Below are 26,203 nucleotides of genomic sequence, written 5' to 3'. Positions count from 1 at the left end.
ACCGTTAAACTTTCCTTAAAACCAAGTAATTTGTAAACTATACGACATCTCACCTCGTATATGTAAAGTAAATTTGTATCAGATTAAAAAACACATACTATGAAAAAATCCATTTTAAACTATTTACTTTTGTTTCCGATGTTTATGATAACAGCATGCGGACAAAACAACAAAACTGAAACTAAAACAACAAAAACCACTGCTATGGAAAATGTAATTTCAAAACCTGAAAATCCTTATTATTCTAATACCGATACTAAAAAATTAAAAGTGACTGATGACGAATGGAAAAAAGTATTATCACCCGATTTATATGCTGTTGCCCGTGAAGCGGATACTGAAAGAGCTTTTACAGGAACGATGTGGAATTCTGAAACTAAAGGGACTTATTATTGTGCTACGTGTGGATTAAAACTATTCAAATCAAATCAAAAATTTACCAGTAGTTGTGGCTGGCCAAGTTTCTTCGAACAAGATAACAAAGAAAGTATTGTTTTTAAAAATGATAATTCTTTTGGAATGCAACGCACAGAAGCGCTTTGCGGTCGATGCAACAGTCATTTAGGACATTTATTTGATGATGGTCCAGAGCCAACTGGAAAACGCTATTGTATGAATGCGATTTCTTTAGATTTTGTTCCTGATGGAGTAATACCTAACGAAAACAAAGGAAACACGGAAACCATTGTACTTGGTGGCGGATGTTATTGGTGTGTTGAAGCTGTTTATGAACAATTACAAGGTGTTGACAAAGTGGTTTCGGGTTTTGCAGGAGGAACAGTTGCCAATCCGAGTTATGAAGAAGTATGTACCGGAAGAACTGGCGCTGCTGAAGTAGTTCAAATTACTTATGACAAAACCAAAATGAATCTGGATGAAATTTTTCAAGTGTTCTTTACTGTTCATGACCCAACCACTTTGAACCGTCAAGGAGCAGATGTGGGAACACAATATCGTTCTGTGATATTTTATGCAAATGATGAACAAAAGAAAGCAGCTGAGAGTATTATTGCTGAATTGAATGGTGCTAAAGTTTATGGCAGTAGTAAAATTGTAACCACTTTAGAACCGCTTAAAGCTTTTTACAAAGCCAAAGATTATCATCAGAATTATTATGAAAATAACAAAGACCAGCCTTATTGTCAAATGGTAATTCAACCTAAAATTGAAAAATTCGAGAAAGTCTTTAAAGATAGATTGAAAAAGAAATAGTACTAATAAAAAACTCCTTGTTTACACAAGGAGTTTTTTATTGTTTTTAAGTAATTATCTTTTATCCATCGGTTTGAAATCTCTCAAAGGATGACCTGTATATACTTGTCTTGGTCTTCCGATTGGTTCTTTGTTGATACGCATTTCTTTCCACTGTGCTATCCAGCCCGGTAGTCTTCCGATAGCAAACATTACAGTAAACATATCGGTTGGAATTCCTAAAGCACGGTAAATAATTCCGGAGTAGAAATCAACATTTGGATATAATTTTCTGGAAACAAAATACTCATCAACCAAAGCTGCTTCTTCCAATTGCTTAGCAATATTTAAAATTGGATCATCAACACCTAATGTTCTTAAAACCTCATCGGCCGCTTTCTTAATGATTCTGGCTCTTGGGTCAAAATTTTTGTATACTCGGTGTCCAAATCCCATCAAACGAAATGGATCGTCTTTATCTTTGGCTTTAGCCATATATTTATCAGCGTCTCCCCCATCTTTTTGAATATCTTCTAACATTTCTAAAACAGCTTGATTGGCTCCGCCGTGTAATGGTCCCCAAAGTGCCGAAACTCCTGCAGATATTGAAGCAAATAATCCTGCATGAGAAGAACCAACAATCCTAACTGTTGATGTAGAACAATTTTGTTCGTGGTCAGCATGAAGAATAAATAATTTATCTAATGCATCAACAATTACTGGATTTGAAGAATAGGGTTCAGTAGGTAATTTAAACATTAACTGCATAAAATTCTCAACATATCCTTGTGTATTATCATAATAGTTTAAAGGATATCCCATCATTTTTCTGTAGGTCCAAGTTGCAATCACCAAGAATTTACCCATGGTTTTACAAACAGCTTCATACATTTCTTTTTCGTTTTCTACATTAACCACTTTTGGATTAAAAGCAGTTAGTGCACTTGTAAGCGAAGACAAAACACCCATTGGATGTGCTGTTTTGGGAAAACCATCGATGATGTTTTTCATTTCTTCGTTTACCAAAGTGTATTTTCTTATATCCGTTTCAAACTGAGTCAACTGAATTTTAGTTGGTAATTCTCCGAAAATGACCAAATAGGAAACTTCGAGAAAGTCTGCTTTTTCGGCTAAATCTTCTATCGCATAGCCACGATAACGAAGAATTCCTTCTTCTCCGTCAAGGAAGGTGATTTCACTTTTACAAGAACCTGAGTTTTTGTAACCAGGATCTAGAGTTATTGCGCCAGTTAAAGCACGTAGTTTATCAATATCAATGGCTGCTTCGTTTTCGCTTCCAACAATTACTGGAAACTCATATTTATTGCCATCAAATTCTAATATTGCAGTTTTGGACATGGTATATATAAGGGAATTAAATCTGAATAAATTAATAATTTAACAAATTTAGGGAATTCGAAATGAAATAAAAAAGAAATACAGTCGCGTTTTCGTTAATTATTTGATAAATATTTTATTTGAAACGTATGTTTATTATGAAACTCTTTTAGCAATACAAAACGAACTAACTACAAAAGGAAAATTCATGACTTTTATAAGTTTATTTTCAAAGACAATCAAGTTAAGTAAAGTGGTATTAAATAAGGAATTTCCAATAGTAATATCGCTTTCACCTTTTTTGTTTTTTTGAAAAACAGCTGTCAGTTTTCTAAAGGTGTAAGATGTTCTAAACAATCGGATGCAATGATAATATCAAAGGTTTAGGTAAGTGTAATATTCTGAGCATCCACAACTAAGCAATTTTTAAGTCCATTTGCTTTGCAGTTCTCAATTGCCTTTTCGCTAATATCAATTCCGAAAAGATTTTCAGATCTAAAACCTAAATTTCCAAGGTCTTTTAAAAAAATACCTGATGAATATCCAATGTCTAAAATTTTACTATCTTTTAGTGCATCATTTAATAATTCGAGTAAATATTTCCTACGTGATTTGAACCACCAATGTTAAGTTTCAACATCATGATTTTTTTTCTAAATCTTTTTCCTTACCTTTTAATCTACTCTTTTATCAATAAAATAACGCGGCCTTTGCTTCACTTCTGAATAAATTTTTCCAATATATTCGCCTATAATTCCGAAACAAAACAACTGGACTCCTCCTAAAAAATACATAGGCAAAACAGTAGAAAGCCAACCGGGAATGGCATCTCCGGTGTATATTGCAAATAAGGCATATCCTGTCATTATCAAACAAGCAAAAAAGACTGCAAATCCTATTATGGTAACTAATTTTAAAGGATAATTACTAAAAGAAGTAACACCATTCCATGCAAAAGCTGCCATTTTTCTGAAGGGATATTTTGACTCGCCAGCAAAGCGCTCCAACCTATCATAATAAACCAGATCATTACTAAAACCGATGCTTGGGATGATTCCTCTGAGAAATAAATTGACTTCATTAAATTCGGCCAAAGATTTTAAAACTCTTTGACTGCATAATCTATAATCCGCATGATTATGAATGACATTCACTTTCATTAGTTTCATTAACTTATAAAAAAGTAAAGCTGTATTTCTTTTGAAAAAAGTATCTGTTTTTCTTTCTTTTCGAACGCCATAAACCACATCAGTTCCCGACTTGAATTTCAATATCATTTCTTTGATAACACGAACATCATCTTGCAAATCGGCATCAATAGAAATTAGAGCATCTGCTTCCTCTTTGAATGTAAGTAATCCTGCCAACAATGCCTTTTGATGTCCAACATTTCCTGCTAATTTCAACCCTTTTATGTGTGCTAATTGCGATGCTTTATCCTGAATAACCTGCCAAGTTTTATCCTTACTTCCATCATCAACGAAAACGGCAAAACTCTTTTCAGAAATGACATTTTGAGCAACCAAATCTGTTATGATTATATTTAATTGTAATGACGTTTCGTTCAATACTAATTCTTCATTATAACAAGGAGAAACAATTCCAATGATTGGTTTTTGATTGGTTTCCATTAGTTAGTTGGCGTATTAATTGGAAAAACAAATTTAGCAATAAAGTTGACTTTATTTTGAATCCATTTTATGCTGTATAAACCTGCGGCGCTCATTATATATAATGCTACTCTTGAAGGAAACATATAACGAGGTTCCATGTAAGTGAGTCCATGAAAAATTAACAAACTGACGATAACTGCCCAAAATGGCCAATAGTTTATGAGATTTTTTTCTTTGAATAAAAAGACAAAAGCACCAAAAATGAGTAATAAATTAACGCAATTTATAATCAGCATGACGAACCAATAAGCGGCAATTCCTCTAACTGGTCCGAGGTGAAAATCTTTTGGCTGAACACTATTAATAAAATAAACATGACCGTAAAAGCATTTTACAAAAAATTGTCGTGTAAACCAAAATGGATGTTCAATCGCATCATTAATCAAAAATTCTTTATAAACTTGATTAGAAGGTTTGTGTGTTTTATCTATAATTACTCCAAGCTCAGTACCGCTTATTCCCCAATTTTGATAATCTTTGCTATCGGCTCTATTATCATTATCCCAGAAACGAAAATCGGTAGGTTCTTCTCTAAACTGAAACCGTCCAATATGAGCTACATAATAGAATAATCCCTCTTGATTTTCCCCCGATTTAGTTCCAGTGATAACTTTAGCTAATTGCAAAGTTCCCATACCCAAAAAACCTACAGCAAAAAAAGTTAATACTAATTTTTTTCCATAGGTCTTAAAAAATTCTTTTCTCTTGAAAAAGGAATACCCTATTATCAAAAATCCTAAACCAAGAATCAGCAACGTATTTGGTCTATTCAAAATCAGAAACCACAGGCCAAAAATCAATAAAATCCAACCTGCTTTTTTATTCGGATTCTGGAAAGCGATAGTCCAGCCGTAAAGAGCAACCGTTAAAGAAAAAAAAGCTGGAACTTCAGCTAAAATTCCAAGCGAATAATAACAATGAATTGGAAAAATAAAAAAGAGTACTACTGCTAAAAGCCCGACTTCTTTAGAAAACAAAGAAGTTCCGATTTTAAAAATAAGCAGCAAACTAATCGTAACAATAAAAAAAGTAAATAAGGTTGCATAAACCCAAAGCTGATTATCCGTAGCCGTTGACGGTGCAATAAGATACGGAATTGAATAAAAAATAATTGGTCCAGGCGCTTTAGTCACGGTGACTTTATCATAACTAACATCACCTTTTATGTAACGTGCCATATTTTTAGCTTCTACATGAAACGTGTCGTCTCCAAAAGGTTTTGCTTTGAATGGTAAATTAAGAACAACCAACATCATTAACGTTGAAATTAAAATGATGATGATGTTTACTCTTTTCATTGAAAAATTAATTGTTTTCATTTATTTTATATTGATGAAATTGTGTCGAAAAATAATAAAAAATCCCAAGCTTTCACTCAGGATTTTAATTCAATATCTATTTATGTATTTATGATAAAGCTACCTTCACTTGGTCAGCTGCTTCTTGAAATTGAACTGCAGATAAAATTGGCATTCCGGAATTATCGATTAATTCTTTGGCTATTTCAGCATTGGTTCCTTGAAGACGCACAATGATTGGCACTTTTATAGCATCACCCATGTTTTTATATGCATCAACAACACCTTGTGCTACTCGGTCACAACGAACGATTCCACCAAAAATATTAATCAAAATTGCTTTTACATTTGGATCTTTTAAGATTATTCTAAAAGCTAATTCCACACGTTTTGCATCAGCTGTTCCACCTACATCCAAAAAGTTAGCTGGTTCATAACCTGCGTATTTAATTAAATCCATAGTTGCCATTGCAAGCCCGGCACCATTAACCATACAACCCACTGTTCCATCTAAATCAACATAATTTAATCCGGCTTCTTTAGCTTCTACTTCAATCGGATTTTCTTCTCGAATATCACGCATATCAGCATATTTTGGTTGACGGTACAACGCATTATCATCGATATTAACTTTTGCATCAACAGCCATAATTTTATTATCCGAAGTTTTTAAAACCGGATTAATTTCAAACATCGAAGCATCAGAACCAACATAAGCATTGTATAAAGAATCAACAAACTTTACCATTTCTTTGAAAGCATTTCCGGAAAGTCCAAGATTAAATGCAATTCTACGTGCCTGAAAACCCTGCAATCCAACAGAAGGGTCGATTTCTTCCGTGAAAATTAAATGCGGTGTGTGTTCGGCAACTTCTTCAATATCCATTCCGCCTTCGGTAGAATACATAATCATATTTCTGGCTTTTGCTCTATTTAAAAGTACAGACATGTAAAACTCTTTTGTTTCACTTTCACCTGGATAATAAACATCCTCAGCTATCAAAACCTTGTGGACTCTTTTCCCTTCTGCCGGAGTTTGAGGCGTTTTCAACATCATCCCGATAATTTGTTCTGATAGTTCTTCTACTTGTTGCAAATTTTTTGCTAGTTTCACTCCACCACCTTTTCCTCTCCCTCCAGCATGAATTTGAGCTTTAATAACATACCAACTGGTTCCAGTTTCTGATGTTAATTGTTTTGCAGCAGCCACAGCTTCAACCGGACTATTAGCAACAATGCCTCGTTGAATGCGAACGCCATAACTTGCTAAAATTTCTTTTCCTTGATATTCGTGTATGTTCATTGTTATGAGTTTGTTTAGGTGAAATGCCAAAAGTCATTCAGCAATTTGTTGCACAAAAATAATTAAAATCAAATTATCAATGCTAATGTATTTCGGCTTATTTTCATTATTTGAAAAAAAGATTTTTTACAGTGTGTTAATGAAGCATTTTTATTTCTTTAACTTCAAAATGTATTGCACTGTCATCTTCCAATATAAGTTCAAGTTTACCATCACGAGTAACTTTTTTAATAATACCCATAAAACGATTTCCCATTTTGTCTTCAAAGGGACACGGATAATCCTTTTTAAATAAATTTTCATGATATTCTTGCCAAAGCAAATCGGAACATTCATTTAAAGTTACTGCAGTTACTTTCAAAGAATCTTTCAAAAGCAGAGCTATTGCTTCTTGTTCATAAGTTTTACCTGTAATGTTCTTCAAGGAACTCGCTAAAGGAAGATCTTCAAAATTAGTTTGGTTTAAATTTAGTCCAATACCAACAATTGCTGTAAAACTCCCGTCTGCTTTTAAAATATTTTCAATAAGTATTCCTGCCACTTTTTTAGAATCTGCCATAATGTCGTTGGGCCATTTTATGACAACATTGTGTATTTGAATATTTTTTAAAACTTTTATTACAGCAAGTGCAACCGCAATATTAAAGTCGTATATGTTTTGATTTTCAAGTTGGATATTTTTAATCAAAATACTCATAGTTAAGTTTTTACCTTTTTCAGATACCCAACTTGCGCCCATTTGTCCTTTGCCATTTGTCTGCTCATTTGCAATGACAATTGTATAATCTTCAACTATAGAGTCTTTAAACAATTGCTTCAAAAAGTTATTCGTAGAATCTATGGCATCGAGTTTGATTAACGGCATGACTTAATGGTGAATATTAACGAATTTTAAACTTTTGTTGAGCAAAAATAAACACAAAAAGTAATACATTTGCAAAACATACATAAATATAAATGACGAAGAAAACGGTTAACACAGATGTTCTTTTGGCGAACATCATAAAAGGTATAGAAGAAGTAAAGGGAAATGACATTGACATCCTAGATTTAAGAGCCATAGATACAGCAGTTTGTGATTACTTTATAATCTGTAATGGTAGTTCAAATACACAAGTTAACGCAATAGTTAACTCAATCCAAAAATTAGTCTCTAAAGAATTGAAAGATAAACCATGGCATGTTGAAGGAACAGATAATGCCGAATGGGTATTAATGGATTATGTCAATATTGTTGTTCATGTTTTCCAAAAACAAATTCGTGAATTCTACAACATAGAAGGCCTTTGGGGCGATGCTAAAATAACTACCATTCAAAATAAATATTAAAAATAGTTCATAAAAAATGGCTAACGAAAAAAAATCTAATAATTTCAAAATAAGTCCGTGGTTAATTTACGTAATAGTAATTATTGGATTTATTGCACTTAATTACTTTGGCAGTTCTGGTTTTCAGGAAACTACTAAAATATCCTACTCTAAATTTAATGACTATTTAAACAAAGGGCAAATTGAAAAAGTAATCATCTACAATAAAACGGAAGGTGAAGCTTACTTGACCAAAGAAGCATTAAAAGACAAGTCAAATGCTAAAGTTGCCAAAGATATGTTGGGCAATGCAAACAAAGGTCCACACTACTCTTTCGATATCGGAAACGATCAAAGCTTTCAAAATAATATTGAAAAAGCAGCTCAAGAAGGAAAGATAAAAGATTACGATTTTAAAGCTAAAAGCAATTGGTCTGAACTTTTAATTACATTATTACCTTTCATAATAATCATTGGTCTTTGGGTATTAATCATGCGAAGAATGTCTGGTGGAGCTGGTGGCGGTGGCGGTGGACAAATCTTCAACATCGGAAAATCAAGGGCCAAACTTTTTGATGAAAAAACAGAAGTTAAAACAACATTTAAAGACGTTGCCGGATTAGAAGGTGCTAAAGAAGAAATACAGGAAATTGTAGAATTTCTTAAAACTCCAGAAAAGTATACTGTTTTGGGGGGTAAAATTCCAAAAGGTGCGCTCCTAGTTGGTCCTCCGGGAACAGGAAAAACATTATTAGCTAAAGCCGTTGCTGGTGAAGCTAAAGTTCCTTTCTTCTCTTTATCGGGTTCCGATTTTGTTGAAATGTTTGTGGGGGTTGGAGCTTCTCGTGTTAGAGATTTATTCAAACAAGCCAAAGATAAAGCCCCATCTATAATTTTCATTGATGAAATTGACGCTGTTGGAAGAGCCAGAGGAAAAAACAACATGTCTGGTGGCAATGATGAACGCGAAAATACATTAAACCAATTACTAACCGAAATGGATGGTTTTGGCACAAACACACACGTAATAGTAATAGCTGCAACAAACAGAGCCGATGTTTTAGACAAAGCTTTGATGCGAGCAGGGCGTTTTGACAGACAAATTTATGTTGATCTACCAGACATCAGAGAAAGAAAAGAAATTTTTGAAGTGCATTTAGCTCCGCTAAAAAAAGTAGAAGGTTTAGATACTGAATTTCTTGCCAAACAAACACCAGGTTTTTCGGGTGCAGATATCGCTAATGTGTGTAATGAAGCGGCATTGATTGCAGCAAGAAATAATAAAACTGCGGTTGACAAGCAAGACTTTTTAGATGCCGTTGACCGAATTGTTGGTGGATTAGAAAAGAAAAATAAAATTGTAACCACAGAAGAGAAACATGCTATTGCCGTTCATGAAGCAGGACACGCAACCGTAAGTTGGATGCTGGAACATGCTGCTCCTTTAATAAAAGTTACTATTGTTCCAAGAGGACAAAGTTTAGGTGCTGCATGGTATTTACCAGAAGAAAGATTAATTGTTCGTCCAGAGCAAATGCTTGATGAAATGTGCGCTACTATGGGCGGAAGAGCTGCAGAGAAAGTTGTCTTTAATAAAATTTCAACAGGTGCTTTGAGTGATTTGGAAAAAGTAACCAAACAAGCTCGCGCAATGGTTACCATTTATGGTCTGAACGAAAAGTTAGGTAACATCACTTACTACGATTCTACTGGGCAAAGTGAATATAGTTTTTCAAAACCTTATTCTGAAGATACCGCTATGACAATTGATAAAGAAATTTCAGCGCTGATTGAAAATGAATATCAAAGAGCTATAAAAATCTTAGAAGAAAATAAAGAAAAACTAGAGCAGCTTGCTGCCATCTTAATTGAAAAAGAAGTTATTTTCAAAGACGATTTAGAAACAATTTTCGGAAAAAGACCTTTTAATATACCGGCAGAAGAAACCGATATAGTTTAAACCAATTCCGTTTTTAACATTTTTTTAAAATCTTAATTCAAAACTTACTTTTGAATTAAGATTTTTTTATCTTTGGAGGATTTCAATTTTCAATCTAGATTATACCAAAACAAGCATGAGTCTTTTCAGAAAAATTTTTGGCTCCGGTAGTGATGCCTCTGACGAAGAAAGTCAAAGCGAATTTAACAATACTCCTTCAAGCTTTTCATTACTTCCTGTAGATGAAAAGTTCACTTATAACTTCAAAAAAAACGGAGGCAAGTTTTTATATTGTGAAAACTTAAACGAAGTAAAAGATCAATTTCTGAATATTTTAGAAGAAAATGATTGGTTTGAATGTGAAGCCTTGTGTTATGAGCCCAAACTTTTTAGCATGTTGGACGAAAACAAACTTCATTACGATAAACCATCGAATCCAAAATTTTTATTTGCCAGTTGCGAAAACTTGATTGCCGATGAAGGTTCTGTGCTTTTTTCCTCCAATCAAATCAAGCAAAATAAACCAAATGATTTGCCAAGCAACATCATTATATTAGCTACCACAAGTCAAATTTTAGAAGCAAAAAGCGATGGTCTTCGTGTGATAAAGAAAAAATACGATAAAGATTATCCAACAAATATTACCACTATAAAATATTTTGAGAAAGCTAAAGATGAAGACTTTCTTCAATATGGAAGCACTGCAAAAAACTTGTATCTTTTGCTTCTAGAAGATTTATAAAATGAACGAATCGCTAAAGAGGTCATTTTCTGGTTTAGTTTATGTTGCACTGCTTATAATTGCTACTTCGTATTCAGTCAATAGTTTTTATTTACTATTCGGTATTTTTATGGTAATTGCCGTTTATGAATTTTGCCAATTAGTTCATTTAAACAAAATAGCACCAATTCTCTTTGGTACTTCAGCCTATTGTTTAGCAACCCAATTTAAAACTAATCAAACGAACGATGTCTTGCTTTTAGTAGCCACACTGTTTGTTTCGATAAAATGCTTACTGCTTCTTTTCAATTCAAAAAAAGAAAAATTTGACACGCTTTCAAAATACGTTTACACCATTGGTTACGTAATTCTTCCATTCATCATAATCACAAAGATTCCGTTTTCCTATAACATCTACAGACCAAAAATAATAATAAGCATTTTTATTCTGATTTGGACGAATGATACTTTTGCGTATATCGTTGGAAAATCAATTGGAAAACACAAACTGATCGAAAGAATATCTCCAAAAAAAACCATCGAAGGATTTATTGGTGGCATAGTATTTTCAGTAATTGCCGGAATTTTAATTTCGAAATTTTATTTTCAACCCAAACCAAATTACCTTTATACTTCAATGATTATTTGGACAATAAGCGCCATAATCATTAGCATATTCAGTACTTTAGGTGACTTAATCGAATCAAAATTTAAAAGAATCGCAGGTATAAAAGACAGCGGAAAAATAATGCCCGGTCATGGTGGTATTCTAGATCGCTTAGATAGTATTATATTTGTAGCACCATTTGTTTACTTGTTTTATCAAATCTTGTATTATGTTTCATAAAGAAGGCGGAAAAATTATTTTAATAGCAACAACAGTAACTGTAATCATTACGCTGTTTGCACCAAAGTTAATTTCTATATTATGGTTAGAAAAAACCATTCAAATTACAGCATTAGCTTTTCTAATACTGATTTTACAATTTTTCAGAAATCCAAACAGAAGAATTGAAGCAAACGACAAAGTTGTTCTTGCTCCTGTTGACGGAAAAGTAGTTGTTATCGAAGAAGTATTTGAAGATGAATATTTTAAAGACAAACGGCTACAGGTTTCTATTTTTATGTCGCCTATAAATGTGCATGTCACTCGTTATGCCATTAGTGGAAAAGTAAAATATAGTAAATACCATCCGGGAAAATATCTAGTAGCTTGGCATCCAAAAGCGAGTACCGAAAATGAAAGAACAACCGTTGTTATTGAAAACAGAGTTTTTGGCGAAATTTTATACCGTCAAATTGCTGGTGCTTTGGCACGTAGAATTGTAAACTATGCCGAAGAAGGAATGCAAGTTCGTCAAGGTGATGATGCCGGTTTTATTAAATTTGGTTCAAGAGTCGATATGTTTTTCCCATTAGGAACCAAAATAGAAGTGAAACTTCAGCAAAATGCTGTTGGAAACCAAACCGTGATTACGTCAAAAGAATAATGTAAATGGATGAAAAAGAATTAGATATTCGATTTCAAGAAGCAGTAGAAATCGCTTCAAAAATGTCACAATCTGAACTTCCACAAGATGTGCAATTGCGATTGTATGCCTATTATAAGCAAGCCACTTTTGGAACTATCAATTACAATCAAGCCAACGATTTTGATTTGAGAAATGCCTTTAAAACTAATGCTTGGATGCAAATAAGCCATTTATCCATCGACGAGGCAAAAGAATTATACACAGAAGCAATACACGAAATTGCAAATAGTAAAAAGTAGGTTTATGAAGAAGATTTTTTCAATTGTTTTATGCTTTTCACTTTCACTGCTTTTACCTTCCTGCAAAAGAAAAAAGCTTACAGAAGTGGTTGAAGTTCCATTACCATCAGCCGAAGAAAAAATCACTATTGGGCAACCTGACGACGTAAGTGCTATTGATGGACAATTTTCATTAGTAAAATTGCCTTATGAATACAATGCGCTTTCACCAAGTATTGATATACTTACTATGGAAATGCATTATTCCAAACATTACTTGACCTACACTAACAATCTTAATAAATTAGTTGCTGAGGATCCAACATTAATAGACTTAAGTATTGAAGATATCTTGAAAAAATGTGATGGTACCAATGCCGATTTAAAAAATAATGCTGGTGGCTATTATAATCACGGCTTGTTTTGGGAAGGAATGTCTCCAAAATCTGGAGGGCAACCTAAAGATACATTAGCATCACTTATTACTAGAGATTTTGGTTCATTTGAAGTATTTAAAACACAATTTTCTGATGCAGCCGATAAGCAATTTGGTTCCGGCTGGGCTTGGTTAGTTGTTGATAAAACTGGTAAGTTACAAGTAACCAGTACACCAAATCAGGACAATCCCTTGATGCCTAAGCAAATCGTTTCCGGTACACCTCTTTTAAACTTGGATGTTTGGGAGCATGCTTACTATTTAGATTATCAATATAAACGAAAAAGGTACATCGACAACTTCTTCAAAATTATCAATTGGAAAAAAGTTTCCGAACGCTATGAAGAAGCAACTGCCAAAAAATAAATACATAAAAAAAGTCCCTATTATTCGGGACTTTTTCTTTATAAAATATAATCGGTATTAATAAAATTCGATTCTTTACTATTGAGCAATTCCTGTAAAATAGCGTTGTTATAGGCATTGTCTTTAGAAGCCACAAAGGTTCGAATAGAAAACGAACGTAAGGCATCATGAATACTCAACGTTCCTACAGCCGAATCTTTTCTTCCTGTAAATGGATAAACATCTGGACCACGCTGGCAAGAGCTGTTTAAATTCACACGACAAACTAAATTTACCAAAGTGTCAATAAGAGGTGCAATGGTTTTAATATCTTTTCCGAATAAACTCACTTGCTGTCCATAATTAGATTCAGCCATATCGTTCAATGGTTCTTGAATGTCTTTAAAAGTTATAATTGGAATAACTGGCCCAAATTGCTCTTCATGATACACCCGCATTTCTTTATTTATCGGAAATAAAACAGCTGGAAAAATATAATTATCCGAACGTTCTCCACCTTTAGCATTAATGACTTTAGCACCTTTAGCTGAAGCGTCATCTATTAATTCCTGAATGTAATCAGGTTTATCTTTTTCAGGCAATGGTGTCAATGAAACCCCTTTTTCCCATGGATTTCCAAAAGGAAGTGCATCTACTTTTTCAGTAAATCTTTGGTTGAATTCAGCCGCAATTGATTCGTGAACATAAAGGATTTTAAGTGCCGTACAACGTTGACCATTAAAAGATAAAGTTCCCATAATACATTCTTGAATAGTCAAATCTAAATCGGCGTCAGGCAAAATAATTGCTGGATTTTTTGCTTCCAATCCTAAAATCAGACGCAATCTATTTTTATTAGGATGCTGGTCTTGTAATGCAATGGCCGATTTACTATTTCCAATCAAGGCTAAAATATCTACTTTACCTGATTTCATTATTGGAGAAGCTACATCTCTACCTCTACCATAAACAATATTGATAACCCCTTTTGGGAAACTACTTCTAAAGGCTTCGAGCAACGGTGATATCAATAAAACTCCATGTTTTGCTGGTTTGAAAATAACCGTGTTTCCCATGATAATGGCTGGAATTAACAAAGAAAAAGTCTCATTCAATGGATAATTATAAGGTCCAAGACACAATACGACTCCAAGCGGACCACGACGTACCATGGCATTCACGCCTTGACTTTTGGTAAAACGCGCATTGTTTCTGTCTAATTGCTTATAATCTTCAATTGTATCGTAAATATACTCTACAGTTCGGTCAAATTCTTTCTCAGAATCGCCTAACGATTTTCCGATTTCCCACATCAAATATTTCACTACTTCACTTCGAGTAGCTTTCATTTGAGTGACAAAATTTTCCATGCATTTAATTCGGTCTATGACTTTCATAGTTGGCCAAATACCTTGTCCTTTATCATAAGCAGCAACAGCCGATTTTACTACTTCAGCAGCAGCAACTTCACCCATAGTTGGAATTGAACCAAGCAATGTTGGCGCATAGTTTTCGGTTGAAGAAATGGTAGAATAAACTTCAGAAGTTTCACCTGTCCATTTTTTTAACTGACCGTCAACTAAATAAGTATCTTGGTGTAATAAATTCGTAATTTGAAATTCGGTTGGAATAGTATTCATAAAAATTGATTTTTTATAAAAATACTATTTCTTCCATAACCTTCAACAGACTTTTACAGAAAGAAATTAACTAAAACGTAATAGTTAAAAACAAGTGGTTTATTTTAAAACGGCAGCAATCTTCAACGCACATTTCTCACCATCAATAGCAGCAGAGATGATACCACCAGCAAATCCGGCACCTTCACCACAAGGATATAATCCTTTAATTTGAGGATGTTCCAATGTTTCGTTGTCACGCGGAATTCGCACTGGCGAGGAAGTTCTGCTTTCGGGTGCATGAAGAATCGCTTCGTTAGTCATATAACCGCGCATAGCTTTTCCGAATTCTTTAAAGCCTTCTCGTAGTATTTGAGTTAAGAATTCGGGAAAAACTTGTCCCATTTCTATTGAAGTTGTTCCAGGAACATAAGATGTTTTTGGAATCGATGTGGATATTTTATTTTGAGTAAAATCAATCATTCGCTGTGCCGGAACTTTTTGGGTTTCTCCTGCCAAATGCCAAGCTTTTTGTTCGATACTTTTCTGAAATTCCATTCCGGCTAAAGCTCCGAATTTGGCAAATGGTTTGAAATCTTCTAATTTTAATTCGATAACAATTCCTGAATTAGCTGTTGCCTGATCACGTTTGGATGGCGACCAACCATTAGTTACCACTTCACCCGGACTTGTAGCACAAGGCGCAATTACGCCACCCGGACACATGCAAAAAGAGTACATTCCGCGACCATTCACTTGCTTCACTATTGAATAAGGTGCTGGTGGTAAATGTTCGCCACGATAATCGCAACTGTATTGAATTCTATCAATTAATTCCTGTGGATGTTCCGCTCGAACTCCGATTGCAAAAGGTTTGGCTTCTATTAAAATCTTTTTTCTATCTAGTAACTCAAAAATATCGCGAGCCGAATGTCCTGTGGCTAAAATTAATTTATTGGCAGAAATCGTGTCACCATTTTGAGTAACAACGCCTTGCATTTCATTGTTTTTAATAACGAAATCCGTAACGCGGGTTTCAAACAATACTTGTCCGCCACACTCAATAATTTTCTCTCGAATGTCCTGAATGATTTGTGGTAATTTATTGGTTCCGATATGCGGATGCGCTTCAACTAAAATGTCTGGTGTTGCACCAAAACCAACCAATAATTGCAGAATTCTGTCAACATCGCCACGTTTTTTGGAACGCGTATATAATTTCCCGTCAGAATAGGTTCCTGCTCCACCTTCACCAAAACAATAATTCGAATCTTCGTTGACGATATGGTCAACATTGATGGCTTTTAAATCGCGACGACGACCACGAACCTCTTTCCCGCGTTCTATAACTATTGGTTTTAAACCTAATTCAATTAACTGCAAGGCTGCAAATAATCCGGCTGGACCAGCGCCAACAATGATTACTTCCTGTTTGTTGGAAACGTTTTCGTAGTCGGGAAGTTCAATTTTTTGTTCTGTGTATTTTTCATCTATAAGATAGACTGCAACTTTAAGATTGACCTTTATCGCCTTTTGACGCGCATCAATAGAACGTTTTAGAATAACAACTTTATGAACCAATTTAGTTGAAACGCGAACTAATTGAGCTACATGCTCATAAAGCAAACTTTCGTTAGATGCTACTTCAGGTGAGACTTGTAGTTGGATTTCCTTGGGCATTTGATTGAATTGTATTTGAAATCAGATAAGGCAAAAATAAGCTTATTTCATTCATTTATAAATTTGATTGTTCAAATTTTATGTTTGTTTTTAAAAAGACTCATTAACTTTTCCTATTTTTATAACTTCAAATCGACCAAAATGAAAAAAAAATTGCTCCTACTATTTTTGTTTTTTCAATTAGCAGTTTTTTCTCAATCCATAACGGTAAATACAACTCAGTATACCGTTCCTCAATTGGTTCAGAATATTTTATTTGGCAATAGTAGCAGTAGTTGTCTTTCAGGAGAAGTCTCTAATATAACCTCGAGCACCGGAACAAATTTTGGTTCTTCCAATGGTATTGGTTTTTTTTCCAACACCAATCCTAATTTCCCCATAAACTCAGGAGTTATTTTGAGTACAGGGGCAGCAACCAATTCAAATGGACCAAACACTAGTGCGTTGAGCGATGGAGTATGGCCAGGCGATGCTGATTTACTCAACTACATACAGAGTCTAGGGATCGATACGTGGCTTACTACTTATAACGATGCTACTGTTTTAGAATTTGATTTTCAACCTTATGTAAACCAATTTTCTTTCGATTTTCTTTTTGCTTCGGAAGAATATGGAGATTTTCAATGTGCTTTTTCTGATGCTTTCGCGTTTTTCTTAACCGATCTCACAGCAGGAACTCCGACAACCAATATTGCACTTGTACCTAACACAACTATTCCAATTTCTGTAGTTACTATCCGTAATAGTAATAACAATCCTTCTTGTTCTTCTCAAAACCAGAATTATTTCGGAAATTACAACGGAGGTACCAATGCAAACACTTCAGCTACTAATTTTAATGGAGAAACTGTTGTGATGACTGCTCAATCTGTGGTAAACCCTTTACACACTTACCATATTAAATTAGTAATTTCTGATAGGAACGATCACTTATACGATTCAGCGGTTTTTCTTGCCGGAGGAACTTTTGAAATCGGGATTGGTCAGTTGCAAGGAGCTGGAGTATATGAAGGCTTGACCAATATTATACAGACCTGTCCAAATGAAGAAATAACCATTCAGGCTGGTGCAACAACTATTCCTAATGTTACTTATTCATGGACAAAAGATGGAGTACCGCTTCCTGCTATCAGTAGTTCAACTTTGACCGTTACACAATCTGGAGTTTATCAATTAGTTTTGAACAGTGCAAATGGCTGTCAAATTTCTTCCAGTTCAATGAGTATTCAATATTTTGATCCGTTTCCAATCAATGAACCAATTAATCTGTATAATACCGCAAATATTTTTGACTTAACGACCAATATGCCTATTATCCTAGATACATTAAATCCTGCTGATTATACTATTACGTATCACAATAATTTACAAGATGCTCAAAACCTATTCAATAGCATACAAAACCCTATTAATTATACCGGACAGGATGGAGAAATTGTTTATGTTGCCATCGAAAGCGTTATAGAAGGATGTATTGAAACCAAATCGTTTATTTTAAATGCACCGGCTACGCCGCCAAATGACAAATGTAGTGATGCCGTTGAGCTGATTGTTGGAACTAATTTTAATGATAATCCCGAAACTGTAACTAATCTTGCAGCAACCAATAATGATTTCAATTTGCCTTGTTTTTGTGATGGAAACTATACTGCCAGAGATATTTGGTACACATTAGTAGTGCCTAATTCCGGTAATGTTACTATTGAAACACAAGGAAATGGTGGATTGAATGATACCGTATTAGAAGCTTTTAGTTCCTGTAGCTCCAATGTTTCTATTGGATGTAACAATAACAATAATCCCGATTCATCAAAGCTTACAGTAAGCAACTTGTATTCTAAATTAAATCTAACAGGATTACCACCCGGTCAATCTATTGTTTTGAGAGCATTTGGTAAAAATGAATCACAAGGTTCTTTTACAATTTCAGCCTATGATTCAAGTTTGTCGAATGAAGATTTTACACATTCTAAACTTTCCTATTATCCGGTTCCAGTTATTGATTATTTGACTATTTCAAATAATTACAATATACAATCTGTTGAAGTTTATAACTTATTTGGGGAAAAAATAATGTCCAAAACATACAGTTCAACTGAGATTTCTATAGATATGAGTGCCTTACAATCTTCTGTGTATTTAATCAAAACTTTGGGTGACAACAATAGAACGGAAACATTTAAAATTGTGAAAAATTAATGTCTAGACAAATAAAATTAATTTGGGATTTTCGAGGAGAAGCTTCAGCCAAAAAAGCAGAACATCACGAAATTCATTTAAAAGAATACATCGCTATTGAAAAATTTCCCATAAACATTACTGGTTTTGAAATCAAAAACGAGCTACATGCCATTGCTTTTATGGTTGTGACAGACGAGAATATGATTTCTGTTAGAGATGCATTAAAACCACATCGTGCAGAAGTTTATTAAGCTCAAAAAGTAAACTTGCACATTTCTGATTTTCTCTAAAATAATAACCCTTTCAGTGTTTGAAACTCTGAAAGGGTTACTGTTTTTGTAGTTACAAGTAACGTAACTACCATTTTTTTGGATTGTTTATTTCGAACTTAAATCAGCTCTATAAAAAAGTAATTCGCTCCATTGGTCACTGACATATTCTTTGACATTATCGTTGAAAATTCCCCATGAACCTTTACCATGTATTTTTTCGTAAGTATCAACAAATGATTTTCTAAAACCCACTTCTTTTTCTTTTAATCCTTGTTTGTAACGTCTTGCAATTGCAAATTGTGCTGATCCTGATCCATTTGATTCGTATACCGCTACAGTCGAACCTTCTACAGCCCATGCAGCTTTCAATGTTTTTAACATAGTTGCTACTCTATAGGAACAACCTAGTTTTGGATAAATATGAGTAATTTGCACTTTGTCCGAATAATCACCAAGAGCAACAGTACTCAACGAATCGATATAAACTGAATACGCACTTGAATGTCTATTAGTCAAATAAATGGAAACGCTTTTATGCCAGTCATTATTATGCTCAACATTAATATCTCCACGAACGTCTTCTGACTCCCAAGTTTTTGGCCCTTCGGTAATTTGATAACCTCCAGCATCTGGTCCGGTTACAATATCAAATACACGCCATTTGACATCACCTGTGTGGTATTTTTGCGCATGAGTGGCTAAAGCTTTTTCAAATTCGAGTTGTTTTTCAACTTTTGGAAATTCTCTAGTGGTGGAAATCACATTTTTAGTTTGGCTTACACTTAATAAAGGAATAAGCATCAAAAGAAGAAATAGATTCTTCATTTGTAATTGTAACATGTTTTTCATGATTATTGGTTTTATTGATTAGACAGAATTAACTATTAATTCTAAATCTAAGTTACTGATAATCATTTAAAAACAATTAATTATTAGGAAAAATGTTTTAAAATTGTATGAGTGCTTTACTTGTGAGATTCTAATTCGCTACTTCGCTTATAAACTTAATACGCATTAGACGTAATTCTTCAATGTCATAATCGCCGTCAAATTCTTTCAAAGCTTTTTCAATATTATCGGTTTCAGAATCCATAAAATAATCGTGAATTTCTTCTTGTTGCTCGTCATCTAGCATTTCATCAACCCAATATTTAATATTTAATTTTGTTCCTGAATAGACAATTTGCTCCATTTCTTTAAGCAAATCATCCATTTTCATTCCTTTGGCTTTGGCAATATCTTCAAGAGATAGTTTTCTATCAATATTTTGAATAATGTACAGTTTATTGGCCGAATTAGCTCCAGTAGATTTTACTACCAAATCATCTGGTCTAATAATATCATTATCATCGACATAGCGCGCAATAAGTTCAATAAATTCGTTTCCGTATTTTTTGGCTTTACCTTCACCGACACCATGAACATTACTCAATTCGTCACTAGTTATTGGGTATTTCAACGCCATATCTTCTAATGAAGGATCTTGAAAAACTACAAATGGAGGAACGCCTAATTTCTTGGCTACTTTTTTACGCAACTCACGCAACATAGACATCAGAGCTTCATCGGCTGTTCCACCAGCTTTTGATGCCGTAACTATAGCGTCGTCTTCTGCTTCATTATATTCGTGATCCTCCGACATCATGAAGGATGTTGGATTTTTAATGAACTCATGACCTTTGTCTGAAACTTTTAAAATTCCGTAGGTTTCAATATCTTTAGTTAAAAGTCCATCCACTAAAACCTGACGAATTAATGCCATCCAATAACGCTCTTCAAAATCTTTTCCTGCTCCAAAAAACGATTGTGAATCAGTTCTATGTGCCTTAATCATAGCATTTACTCTTCCGATAAGCGTAAAGCAAATTTCTTTTGATTTGTATAAATATTTGGTATCTCTTACGACTTCTAAAAGTAGTTTTACTTGGTCTTGGGCTTCAACTTTTGTTTTCGGGTTGCGGACATTGTCATCCATATCAGCACCATCCCCTGTTTCACTGTCAAACTCTTCTCCAAAATAATGCAACAAGAACTTACGACGAGACATCGAAGTTTCAGCATAAGCAACGACTTCCTGTAGCAAAGCAAAACCAATTTCTTGTTCGGCAACCGGTTTGCCCGACATGAATTTTTCAAGTTTTTCTACATCTTTATAAGAATAATAAGCCAAACAATGACCTTCTCCACCATCTCGTCCACCACGACCGGTCTCTTGATAATAACTTTCTAATGATTTTGGAATATCATGGTGAATTACGAAACGAACATCGGGTTTGTCAATTCCCATTCCGAAAGCTATGGTTGCAACGACCACATCAACATCTTCCATAAGAAACATGTCTTGATGTTTAGCTCTTGTTTTCGCATCTAAACCTGCATGATATGGTACGGCTGAAATTCCGTTTACTTGCAATACTCCGGCTATTTCTTCCACCTTTTTACGGCTTAAACAATAGATAATTCCTGATTTACCTTTATGCTGTTTTATAAAACGAATGATATCCGATTCTATATTTTTTGTTTTGGTGCGTACTTCATAAAATAAATTGGGGCGATTGAAAGATGCCTTAAAAGTAGTGGCATCGGACATATCCAAATTTTTAAGAATATCTTCCTGCACTTTTGGCGTAGCCGTTGCTGTCAAACCAATAACAGGAACATCACCAATTAATTTGATTATGGCTTTTAAATTTCGATATTCAGGTCTGAAATCGTGTCCCCATTCTGAAATACAATGCGCTTCGTCTATGGCAACAAAAGAAATTTTTACATTTTGAAGGAATTCAACATATTCCTCTTTAGTTAATGACTCGGGTGCTACATATAATAATTTAGTAATTCCTGAAGTAATATCTTTTTTAACTTGATTTATTTCTGTTTTGGTTAGAGAAGAATTCAATACATGTGCAATTCCATTTTCTGAAGATAAGCTTCGGATAGCATCTACTTGATTTTTCATTAAAGCGATAAGCGGTGAAACAACAATAGCAGTTCCTTCTTGAATTAATGCAGGCAACTGATAACATAATGACTTTCCGCCACCAGTAGGCATAATAACAAAAGTATTATTTTGAGTAATAATACTTTTTATAACTTGTTCTTGTAATCCCTTAAATTGGTTGAAACCAAAATATTTTTTTAATTCTTTGTGAATGTCAATTTCGTTTAAATTCATTCTCTGTTAATGGTATTTTTACATAAATTTGCAAACATAAAGATAAGACTTTCTTTCATACATACAAATTTTATATTGTTACAATTTTGATAAATAAAGATACCGTTTTGGCTTCGGCAAAAAAAACAATTTTGTCCGAAAGTGAATCTATTGCAAAACTTGTTGCATTTTTAGATGACAACTTTGTAAAAACAGTTGAAATCATATTCAATTCAAATGGTCGTTTAGTGGTAACCGGAATTGGTAAAAGTGCTATCATAGCCCAAAAGATTGTTGCAACTTTAAATTCTACTGGAACCCCTTCCCTTTTTCTTCATGCATCAGAAGCTATTCATGGCGACTTAGGTATGGTGCAACCTGGTGATGTTGTAATTTGCATTTCAAAAAGTGGCAACAGTCCGGAGATTAAAGTTTTGGTTCCGTTACTAAAGCGATTCGGAAATAAACTGATTGCCATCACCGGAAATACAACCTCTTTTTTAGGAAAAGAAGCCGATTTTGTTTTGAACACTTATGTAGAAACAGAAGCTTGTCCGATTAATTTGGCTCCGACCAATAGCACAACAGCTCAATTAGTTATGGGTGATGCTATTGCAGTTTGTTTGATGGAAATGAAAAATTTTACTGCAGAAGACTTTGCTAAATACCATCCCGGTGGAGCTTTGGGCAAAAAGTTATTACTCCGTGTTGGTGATATGCTTGACGCTACACACAGACCTGTAGTTGCTCCTGATTCAAGCGTTAAAAGTGCAATTCACGAAATATCAGAAAAACGTCTTGGAGTTACCGCCGTTATTGAAAATGAAAAGGTTATCGGAATTATAACGGACGGAGATATCAGAAGAATGTTGAATAAAACAGAAAACATTTCAGGTTTAACCGCTCAAGACATAATGACTAAAAATCCAAAAACCATAAAATCAACCGATATGGTTAGTGATGCACTGAATATACTAGAAGACTTTTCGATTACGCAACTAGTTGTTGTTGACAACGGTGACTATAAAGGGGTAATTCATTTACATGACATTTTAAAAGAAGGCATCGTATAATGGCAAAAAAAGCACTCAATGAAATGTCATTCTTAGATCATCTGGAAGAATTAAGATGGTTATTGGTAAGAAGTTCGGCTGCCGTAGTTATTATGGCTATTGTATCGTATTTTTTTGCTGATTATATATTTAGTGATTTAATTTTCGGACCAACCGATCCAAGTTTTATTACCTATCGCTTTTTTTGCGAAGCTTCACATTACCTTGGTTTTGCTGATAGTATATGCATTACCGAACTCAATTTCATTATTCAAAATACTGAGATGGAAGGTCAGGTAAATATTTTTGTTTGGGTTTGTATAACTGCTGGGTTTATTTTGGCATTCCCCTATATTCTCTGGGAATTTTGGAAATTTATTAGTCCTGCTTTGTATGAAAAGGAAAGAAAGAGCGCCAAACTTTTCATTTTCGTAGCTTCTATCTTGTTCTTCTTAGGGGTACTTTTCGGCTATTTTGTGATTGTTCCTATGTCTGTAAATTTTCTGGCAACATTCTCAATAAGTAGTGTTGTAAAAAATCAATTTAATATAGATTCTTACGTAAGTATGGTCAAAACTGCTGTTATAGCTAGTGGATTATATTTTGAATTACCAATTATCATTTACTTCCTAACTAAATTAGGATTAGTTGGTCCGAGTTTCTTAAGGAAATACAGAAAATATGCTATTGTAATTATATTAATTATTGCTGCAATCGTTACACCGCCCGATGTAGTAAGTCAAATAACCGTTGCCGTACCGATGCTGATAATTTATGAAGGATGTATTTGGATTTCGGCGGTGGTAGAAAAAAAGAAAAAGAAAGATGAGCAAACTAGTTGAAGAATTTAATGAATACCGTTCTAAAATGAACGAAAAATTATTGGCTGACAATAATAAAATTGTAAAACGTATTTTCAATTTAGATACCAATGCGTATGCTGAAGGTGCGCTTGATGTAAAGACAAAAGAACTTCTCGGACTTGTAGCTTCAACCGTTTTGCGTTGTGATGATTGCATCAAATACCATTTGGAAACAAGTTATAAAGAAGGCATTACCAAAGAAGAAATGATGGAAACTATGGGAATTGCCACTTTAGTTGGTGGAACTATAGTAATTCCGCATTTGAGAAGAGCTTATGAATTTTGGGAAGCGCTAGAAGAAACATCCAAATAATTGTTAAAAGGTAAATTGGATAGTTGTTTATTCGTTAATTTGTCTAAAAATCTAATGATCTAAGAAGTCTAAAAATGAAATTAAGAGCTGAAAATTTAGTCAAAACCTATAAAGGCAGAAGTGTTGTCAAAGGTATTTCTGTGGAAGTAAATCAAGGTGAAATCGTAGGGCTTTTAGGTCCGAATGGTGCCGGGAAAACAACTTCTTTTTACATGATTGTTGGATTGGTTAAACCAAATTCGGGAAAAATATTTCTCGATGATTTAGATATCACAGAATATCCAATGTACAAACGTGCCCAAAACGGAATTGGATATCTAGCACAAGAAGCTTCTGTATTTAGAAAATTGAGTATAGAAGATAACATATTAAGCGTCTTGCAATTAACCAAGCATACCAAAGAAGAGCAAATTGCAAAAATGGAAAGCTTAATTGCTGAATTCGGATTGGAACACATCCGAACCAATCGTGGTGATTTGCTTTCGGGTGGTGAAAGACGAAGAACCGAAATCGCTAGAGCTTTGGCTACTGATCCAAAATTTATACTTCTCGATGAGCCATTTGCCGGTGTTGACCCAGTGGCGGTTGAAGATATTCAACGTATCGTTGCACAATTGAAGAACAAAAATATCGGAATTTTAATTACAGACCACAATGTTCAGGAAACGTTGGCTATTACGGATAAAACATACTTAATGTTTGAAGGTGGAATTTTAAAGGCCGGAATTCCGGAAGAATTAGCTGCCGACGAAATGGTTAGAAAAGTATATCTCGGTCAAAACTTTGAGTTGCGTAAAAAAAAATTGGATTTTAAATAAACCGTTAAAAGTAAATTTACCGCAAATTCGCAAATTATTCAAAAAGGAATTTGCGAATTTGCGGTATTTTTTTTAGAAAAATTGAAAAAAAATTGGGGTTTAGCTTTCTAAACGGAAGCCTTTTTGTTGACTATATTATTGAATACCGAGAGTAAAACATAAATTATAATTATCAACGGAACTGCTAGTATCTGAAGGAAAAACAATAACAAAATGGATAGCACCAAAAAGAAAATCTGTAATTTGTATTTAGCAAAACTGAAATTCTTAATCTTCAAGGAAAATAATGGAATTTCGGCGTTCATTACATAAGCGCTAATTAAAGTTATTGCTACTAAAAAAGTCTTATTGATAAAAAGTTCAACTAATTGCTGGTTATGCTCATAAGCAGTTATCACTAAAGGAAGACTGGTAATAAAAAGAGCATTAGCCGGTGTTGGCAAACCAATAAAAGAATCGGATTGTCTTTCATCAATATTAAATTTAGCCAATCGATAACAGGCTCCAAGCGTTATTATAAATCCTAAAAAATATAGTTTATAATAATCAAATGCACCGACACCAACAGTTACTGACATAAACTCTTTACTAAAAGCCATCAATCGATACATCACAAATCCGGGAACTAAACCACTGGTAACCATATCGGCCAACGAATCTAACTGAACGCCTAATGGTCCTGCGACTCCAAACTTTCGGGCAAAAAAACCATCGAAAAAGTCGAAAAAAATTCCAAGGCATACAAAGTAAAATGCCCAATCAAATTTATAATCTGCAACCATTACCAAAGCCACACAGCCACTAAATAAATTTAACATCGTAAATAAATTGGGAATCAGTGCTTTAATTTTCATATAAATTCAATTTGCTTTTAAAAAAGAATTACAAATCTAATACAATAAGTTAACCCTTTCTACGTTTTATATTAGAGATTTTTATTTGATATTTG

25 protein-coding genes are annotated in these 26,203 nt (G+C 33.9%); 14 read left to right on the top strand and 11 right to left on the bottom strand.

The window, feature by feature from the left end:
- Positions 1 to 99: 99 nt before the first annotated feature.
- A complete protein-coding gene (locus QWY90_RS05465) occupies positions 100 to 1,212 on the top strand; it encodes a bifunctional methionine sulfoxide reductase B/A protein (RefSeq protein ID WP_290283889.1) in 1,113 nt (370 codons plus the stop codon).
- A gap of 54 nt (positions 1,213 to 1,266) precedes the next feature.
- Here QWY90_RS05465 and QWY90_RS05460 read toward each other — a convergent pair whose 3' ends face one another.
- The 6 genes from QWY90_RS05460 to QWY90_RS05435 all read right to left on the bottom strand — a co-directional run bounded on the left by QWY90_RS05460 (position 1,267) and on the right by QWY90_RS05435 (position 7,668).
- Positions 1,267 to 2,550, bottom strand: coding sequence for a citrate synthase (locus tag QWY90_RS05460; protein ID WP_290284861.1), 1,284 nt, complete (start codon positions 2,548 to 2,550; stop codon positions 1,267 to 1,269).
- A 362-nt stretch (positions 2,551 to 2,912) separates the two neighbouring features.
- On the bottom strand, positions 2,913 to 3,059 hold the full coding sequence (locus QWY90_RS05455; RefSeq protein ID WP_290286935.1) for a hypothetical protein: 147 nt from the start codon (positions 3,057 to 3,059) through the stop codon (positions 2,913 to 2,915).
- Between the two features lie 144 nt (positions 3,060 to 3,203).
- The gene (locus tag QWY90_RS05450) at positions 3,204 to 4,160 is read right to left on the bottom strand and encodes a glycosyltransferase family 2 protein (protein WP_290284860.1); all 957 of its coding nucleotides are present in this window, start codon (positions 4,158 to 4,160) and stop codon (positions 3,204 to 3,206) included.
- Positions 4,160 to 5,521: a phospholipid carrier-dependent glycosyltransferase gene (locus QWY90_RS05445; protein ID WP_290284859.1), complete on the bottom strand. Its 1,362-nt coding sequence runs from the start codon at positions 5,519 to 5,521 to the stop codon at positions 4,160 to 4,162. Before QWY90_RS05445 ends, QWY90_RS05450 begins: the two co-directional genes overlap by 1 nt.
- 88 nt (positions 5,522 to 5,609) lie before the next feature.
- Positions 5,610 to 6,803: an ADP-forming succinate--CoA ligase subunit beta gene (sucC, locus tag QWY90_RS05440; RefSeq protein ID WP_290284858.1), complete on the bottom strand. Its 1,194-nt coding sequence runs from the start codon at positions 6,801 to 6,803 to the stop codon at positions 5,610 to 5,612.
- Between the two features lie 136 nt (positions 6,804 to 6,939).
- Positions 6,940 to 7,668 (bottom strand): biotin--[acetyl-CoA-carboxylase] ligase, encoded by a 729-nt coding sequence (locus QWY90_RS05435; RefSeq protein WP_290284857.1) that lies wholly within the window; start codon positions 7,666 to 7,668, stop codon positions 6,940 to 6,942.
- A 92-nt stretch (positions 7,669 to 7,760) separates the two neighbouring features.
- Here QWY90_RS05435 and rsfS point away from each other — a divergent pair, with 92 nt between their 5' ends.
- The 7 genes from rsfS (at position 7,761) to QWY90_RS05400 (ending at position 13,323) form a co-directional block, all read left to right on the top strand.
- Complete coding sequence (rsfS, locus tag QWY90_RS05430; protein ID WP_290284856.1) at positions 7,761 to 8,132, top strand: ribosome silencing factor; 372 nt, start codon at positions 7,761 to 7,763, stop codon at positions 8,130 to 8,132.
- Between the two features lie 16 nt (positions 8,133 to 8,148).
- Entirely contained in the window at positions 8,149 to 10,071 is a 1,923-nt protein-coding gene (gene ftsH / locus QWY90_RS05425; protein ID WP_290284855.1) for an ATP-dependent zinc metalloprotease FtsH, read from the top strand.
- A 115-nt stretch (positions 10,072 to 10,186) separates the two neighbouring features.
- Positions 10,187 to 10,792, top strand: coding sequence for a lactate utilization protein B/C (locus tag QWY90_RS05420; RefSeq protein WP_290284854.1), 606 nt, complete (start codon positions 10,187 to 10,189; stop codon positions 10,790 to 10,792).
- 1 nt (position 10,793) lies between these two features.
- Positions 10,794 to 11,618 (top strand): phosphatidate cytidylyltransferase, encoded by an 825-nt coding sequence (locus QWY90_RS05415; protein WP_290284853.1) that lies wholly within the window; start codon positions 10,794 to 10,796, stop codon positions 11,616 to 11,618.
- Entirely contained in the window at positions 11,608 to 12,261 is a 654-nt protein-coding gene (locus QWY90_RS05410; protein ID WP_290284852.1) for a phosphatidylserine decarboxylase family protein, read from the top strand. Before QWY90_RS05415 ends, QWY90_RS05410 begins: the two co-directional genes overlap by 11 nt.
- Before the next feature lie 5 nt (positions 12,262 to 12,266).
- On the top strand, positions 12,267 to 12,542 hold the full coding sequence (locus QWY90_RS05405; protein ID WP_290284851.1) for an acyl-CoA-binding protein: 276 nt from the start codon (positions 12,267 to 12,269) through the stop codon (positions 12,540 to 12,542).
- Positions 12,543 to 12,546: 4 nt separating this feature from the next.
- The gene (locus QWY90_RS05400) at positions 12,547 to 13,323 is read left to right on the top strand and encodes a superoxide dismutase (protein ID WP_290284850.1); all 777 of its coding nucleotides are present in this window, start codon (positions 12,547 to 12,549) and stop codon (positions 13,321 to 13,323) included.
- Between the two features lie 38 nt (positions 13,324 to 13,361).
- Here the strand turns inward: QWY90_RS05400 and QWY90_RS05395 are convergent, their stop codons facing one another.
- Both QWY90_RS05395 and QWY90_RS05390 read right to left on the bottom strand, forming a co-directional pair.
- Positions 13,362 to 14,942 (bottom strand): NADP-dependent glyceraldehyde-3-phosphate dehydrogenase, encoded by a 1,581-nt coding sequence (locus QWY90_RS05395; RefSeq protein ID WP_290284849.1) that lies wholly within the window; start codon positions 14,940 to 14,942, stop codon positions 13,362 to 13,364.
- Between the two features lie 99 nt (positions 14,943 to 15,041).
- Positions 15,042 to 16,601, bottom strand: coding sequence for an NAD(P)/FAD-dependent oxidoreductase (locus tag QWY90_RS05390; protein ID WP_290284848.1), 1,560 nt, complete (start codon positions 16,599 to 16,601; stop codon positions 15,042 to 15,044).
- 141 nt (positions 16,602 to 16,742) lie between these two features.
- On the opposite strand from QWY90_RS05390, the gene QWY90_RS05385 reads away from it, so the two are divergent.
- A complete protein-coding gene (locus tag QWY90_RS05385) occupies positions 16,743 to 18,800 on the top strand; it encodes a choice-of-anchor L domain-containing protein (RefSeq protein WP_290284847.1) in 2,058 nt (685 codons plus the stop codon).
- Positions 18,800 to 19,033 (top strand): hypothetical protein, encoded by a 234-nt coding sequence (locus QWY90_RS05380; RefSeq protein WP_290284846.1) that lies wholly within the window; start codon positions 18,800 to 18,802, stop codon positions 19,031 to 19,033. Before QWY90_RS05385 ends, QWY90_RS05380 begins: the two co-directional genes overlap by 1 nt.
- A 126-nt stretch (positions 19,034 to 19,159) precedes the next feature.
- On the opposite strand, the gene QWY90_RS05375 is transcribed toward QWY90_RS05380, so the two are convergent.
- Both QWY90_RS05375 and recQ read right to left on the bottom strand, forming a co-directional pair.
- Positions 19,160 to 19,903, bottom strand: a complete 744-nt coding sequence (locus QWY90_RS05375; protein ID WP_290284845.1) for a hypothetical protein — start codon at positions 19,901 to 19,903, stop codon at positions 19,160 to 19,162.
- Between the two features lie 130 nt (positions 19,904 to 20,033).
- On the bottom strand, positions 20,034 to 22,229 hold the full coding sequence (gene recQ, locus QWY90_RS05370; protein WP_290284844.1) for a DNA helicase RecQ: 2,196 nt from the start codon (positions 22,227 to 22,229) through the stop codon (positions 20,034 to 20,036).
- A 128-nt stretch (positions 22,230 to 22,357) separates the two neighbouring features.
- On the opposite strand from recQ, the gene QWY90_RS05365 reads away from it, so the two are divergent.
- The 4 genes from QWY90_RS05365 (at position 22,358) to lptB (ending at position 25,254) form a co-directional block, all read left to right on the top strand.
- On the top strand, positions 22,358 to 23,281 hold the full coding sequence (locus QWY90_RS05365; protein ID WP_439108576.1) for a KpsF/GutQ family sugar-phosphate isomerase: 924 nt from the start codon (positions 22,358 to 22,360) through the stop codon (positions 23,279 to 23,281).
- The gene (gene tatC, locus QWY90_RS05360) at positions 23,281 to 24,102 is read left to right on the top strand and encodes a twin-arginine translocase subunit TatC (protein ID WP_290284842.1); all 822 of its coding nucleotides are present in this window, start codon (positions 23,281 to 23,283) and stop codon (positions 24,100 to 24,102) included. Before QWY90_RS05365 ends, tatC begins: the two co-directional genes overlap by 1 nt.
- A complete protein-coding gene (locus tag QWY90_RS05355) occupies positions 24,086 to 24,436 on the top strand; it encodes a carboxymuconolactone decarboxylase family protein (RefSeq protein WP_290284841.1) in 351 nt (116 codons plus the stop codon). Before tatC ends, QWY90_RS05355 begins: the two co-directional genes overlap by 17 nt.
- 74 nt (positions 24,437 to 24,510) lie before the next feature.
- Positions 24,511 to 25,254 (top strand): LPS export ABC transporter ATP-binding protein, encoded by a 744-nt coding sequence (lptB, locus tag QWY90_RS05350; protein WP_290284840.1) that lies wholly within the window; start codon positions 24,511 to 24,513, stop codon positions 25,252 to 25,254.
- A gap of 107 nt (positions 25,255 to 25,361) precedes the next feature.
- Here lptB and QWY90_RS05345 read toward each other — a convergent pair whose 3' ends face one another.
- Positions 25,362 to 26,108, bottom strand: a complete 747-nt coding sequence (locus QWY90_RS05345) for a CDP-alcohol phosphatidyltransferase family protein (RefSeq protein ID WP_290284839.1) — start codon at positions 26,106 to 26,108, stop codon at positions 25,362 to 25,364.
- Between the last annotated feature and the right edge of the window lie 95 nt (positions 26,109 to 26,203).

It is taken from the genome of Flavobacterium paronense (assembly GCF_030409795.1).
GTDB classification, from domain to species: domain Bacteria; phylum Bacteroidota; class Bacteroidia; order Flavobacteriales; family Flavobacteriaceae; genus Flavobacterium; species Flavobacterium paronense.
Note: the sequence above shows the minus strand (reverse complement) of the source record. Positions and strands in the feature narration are given on the sequence as shown.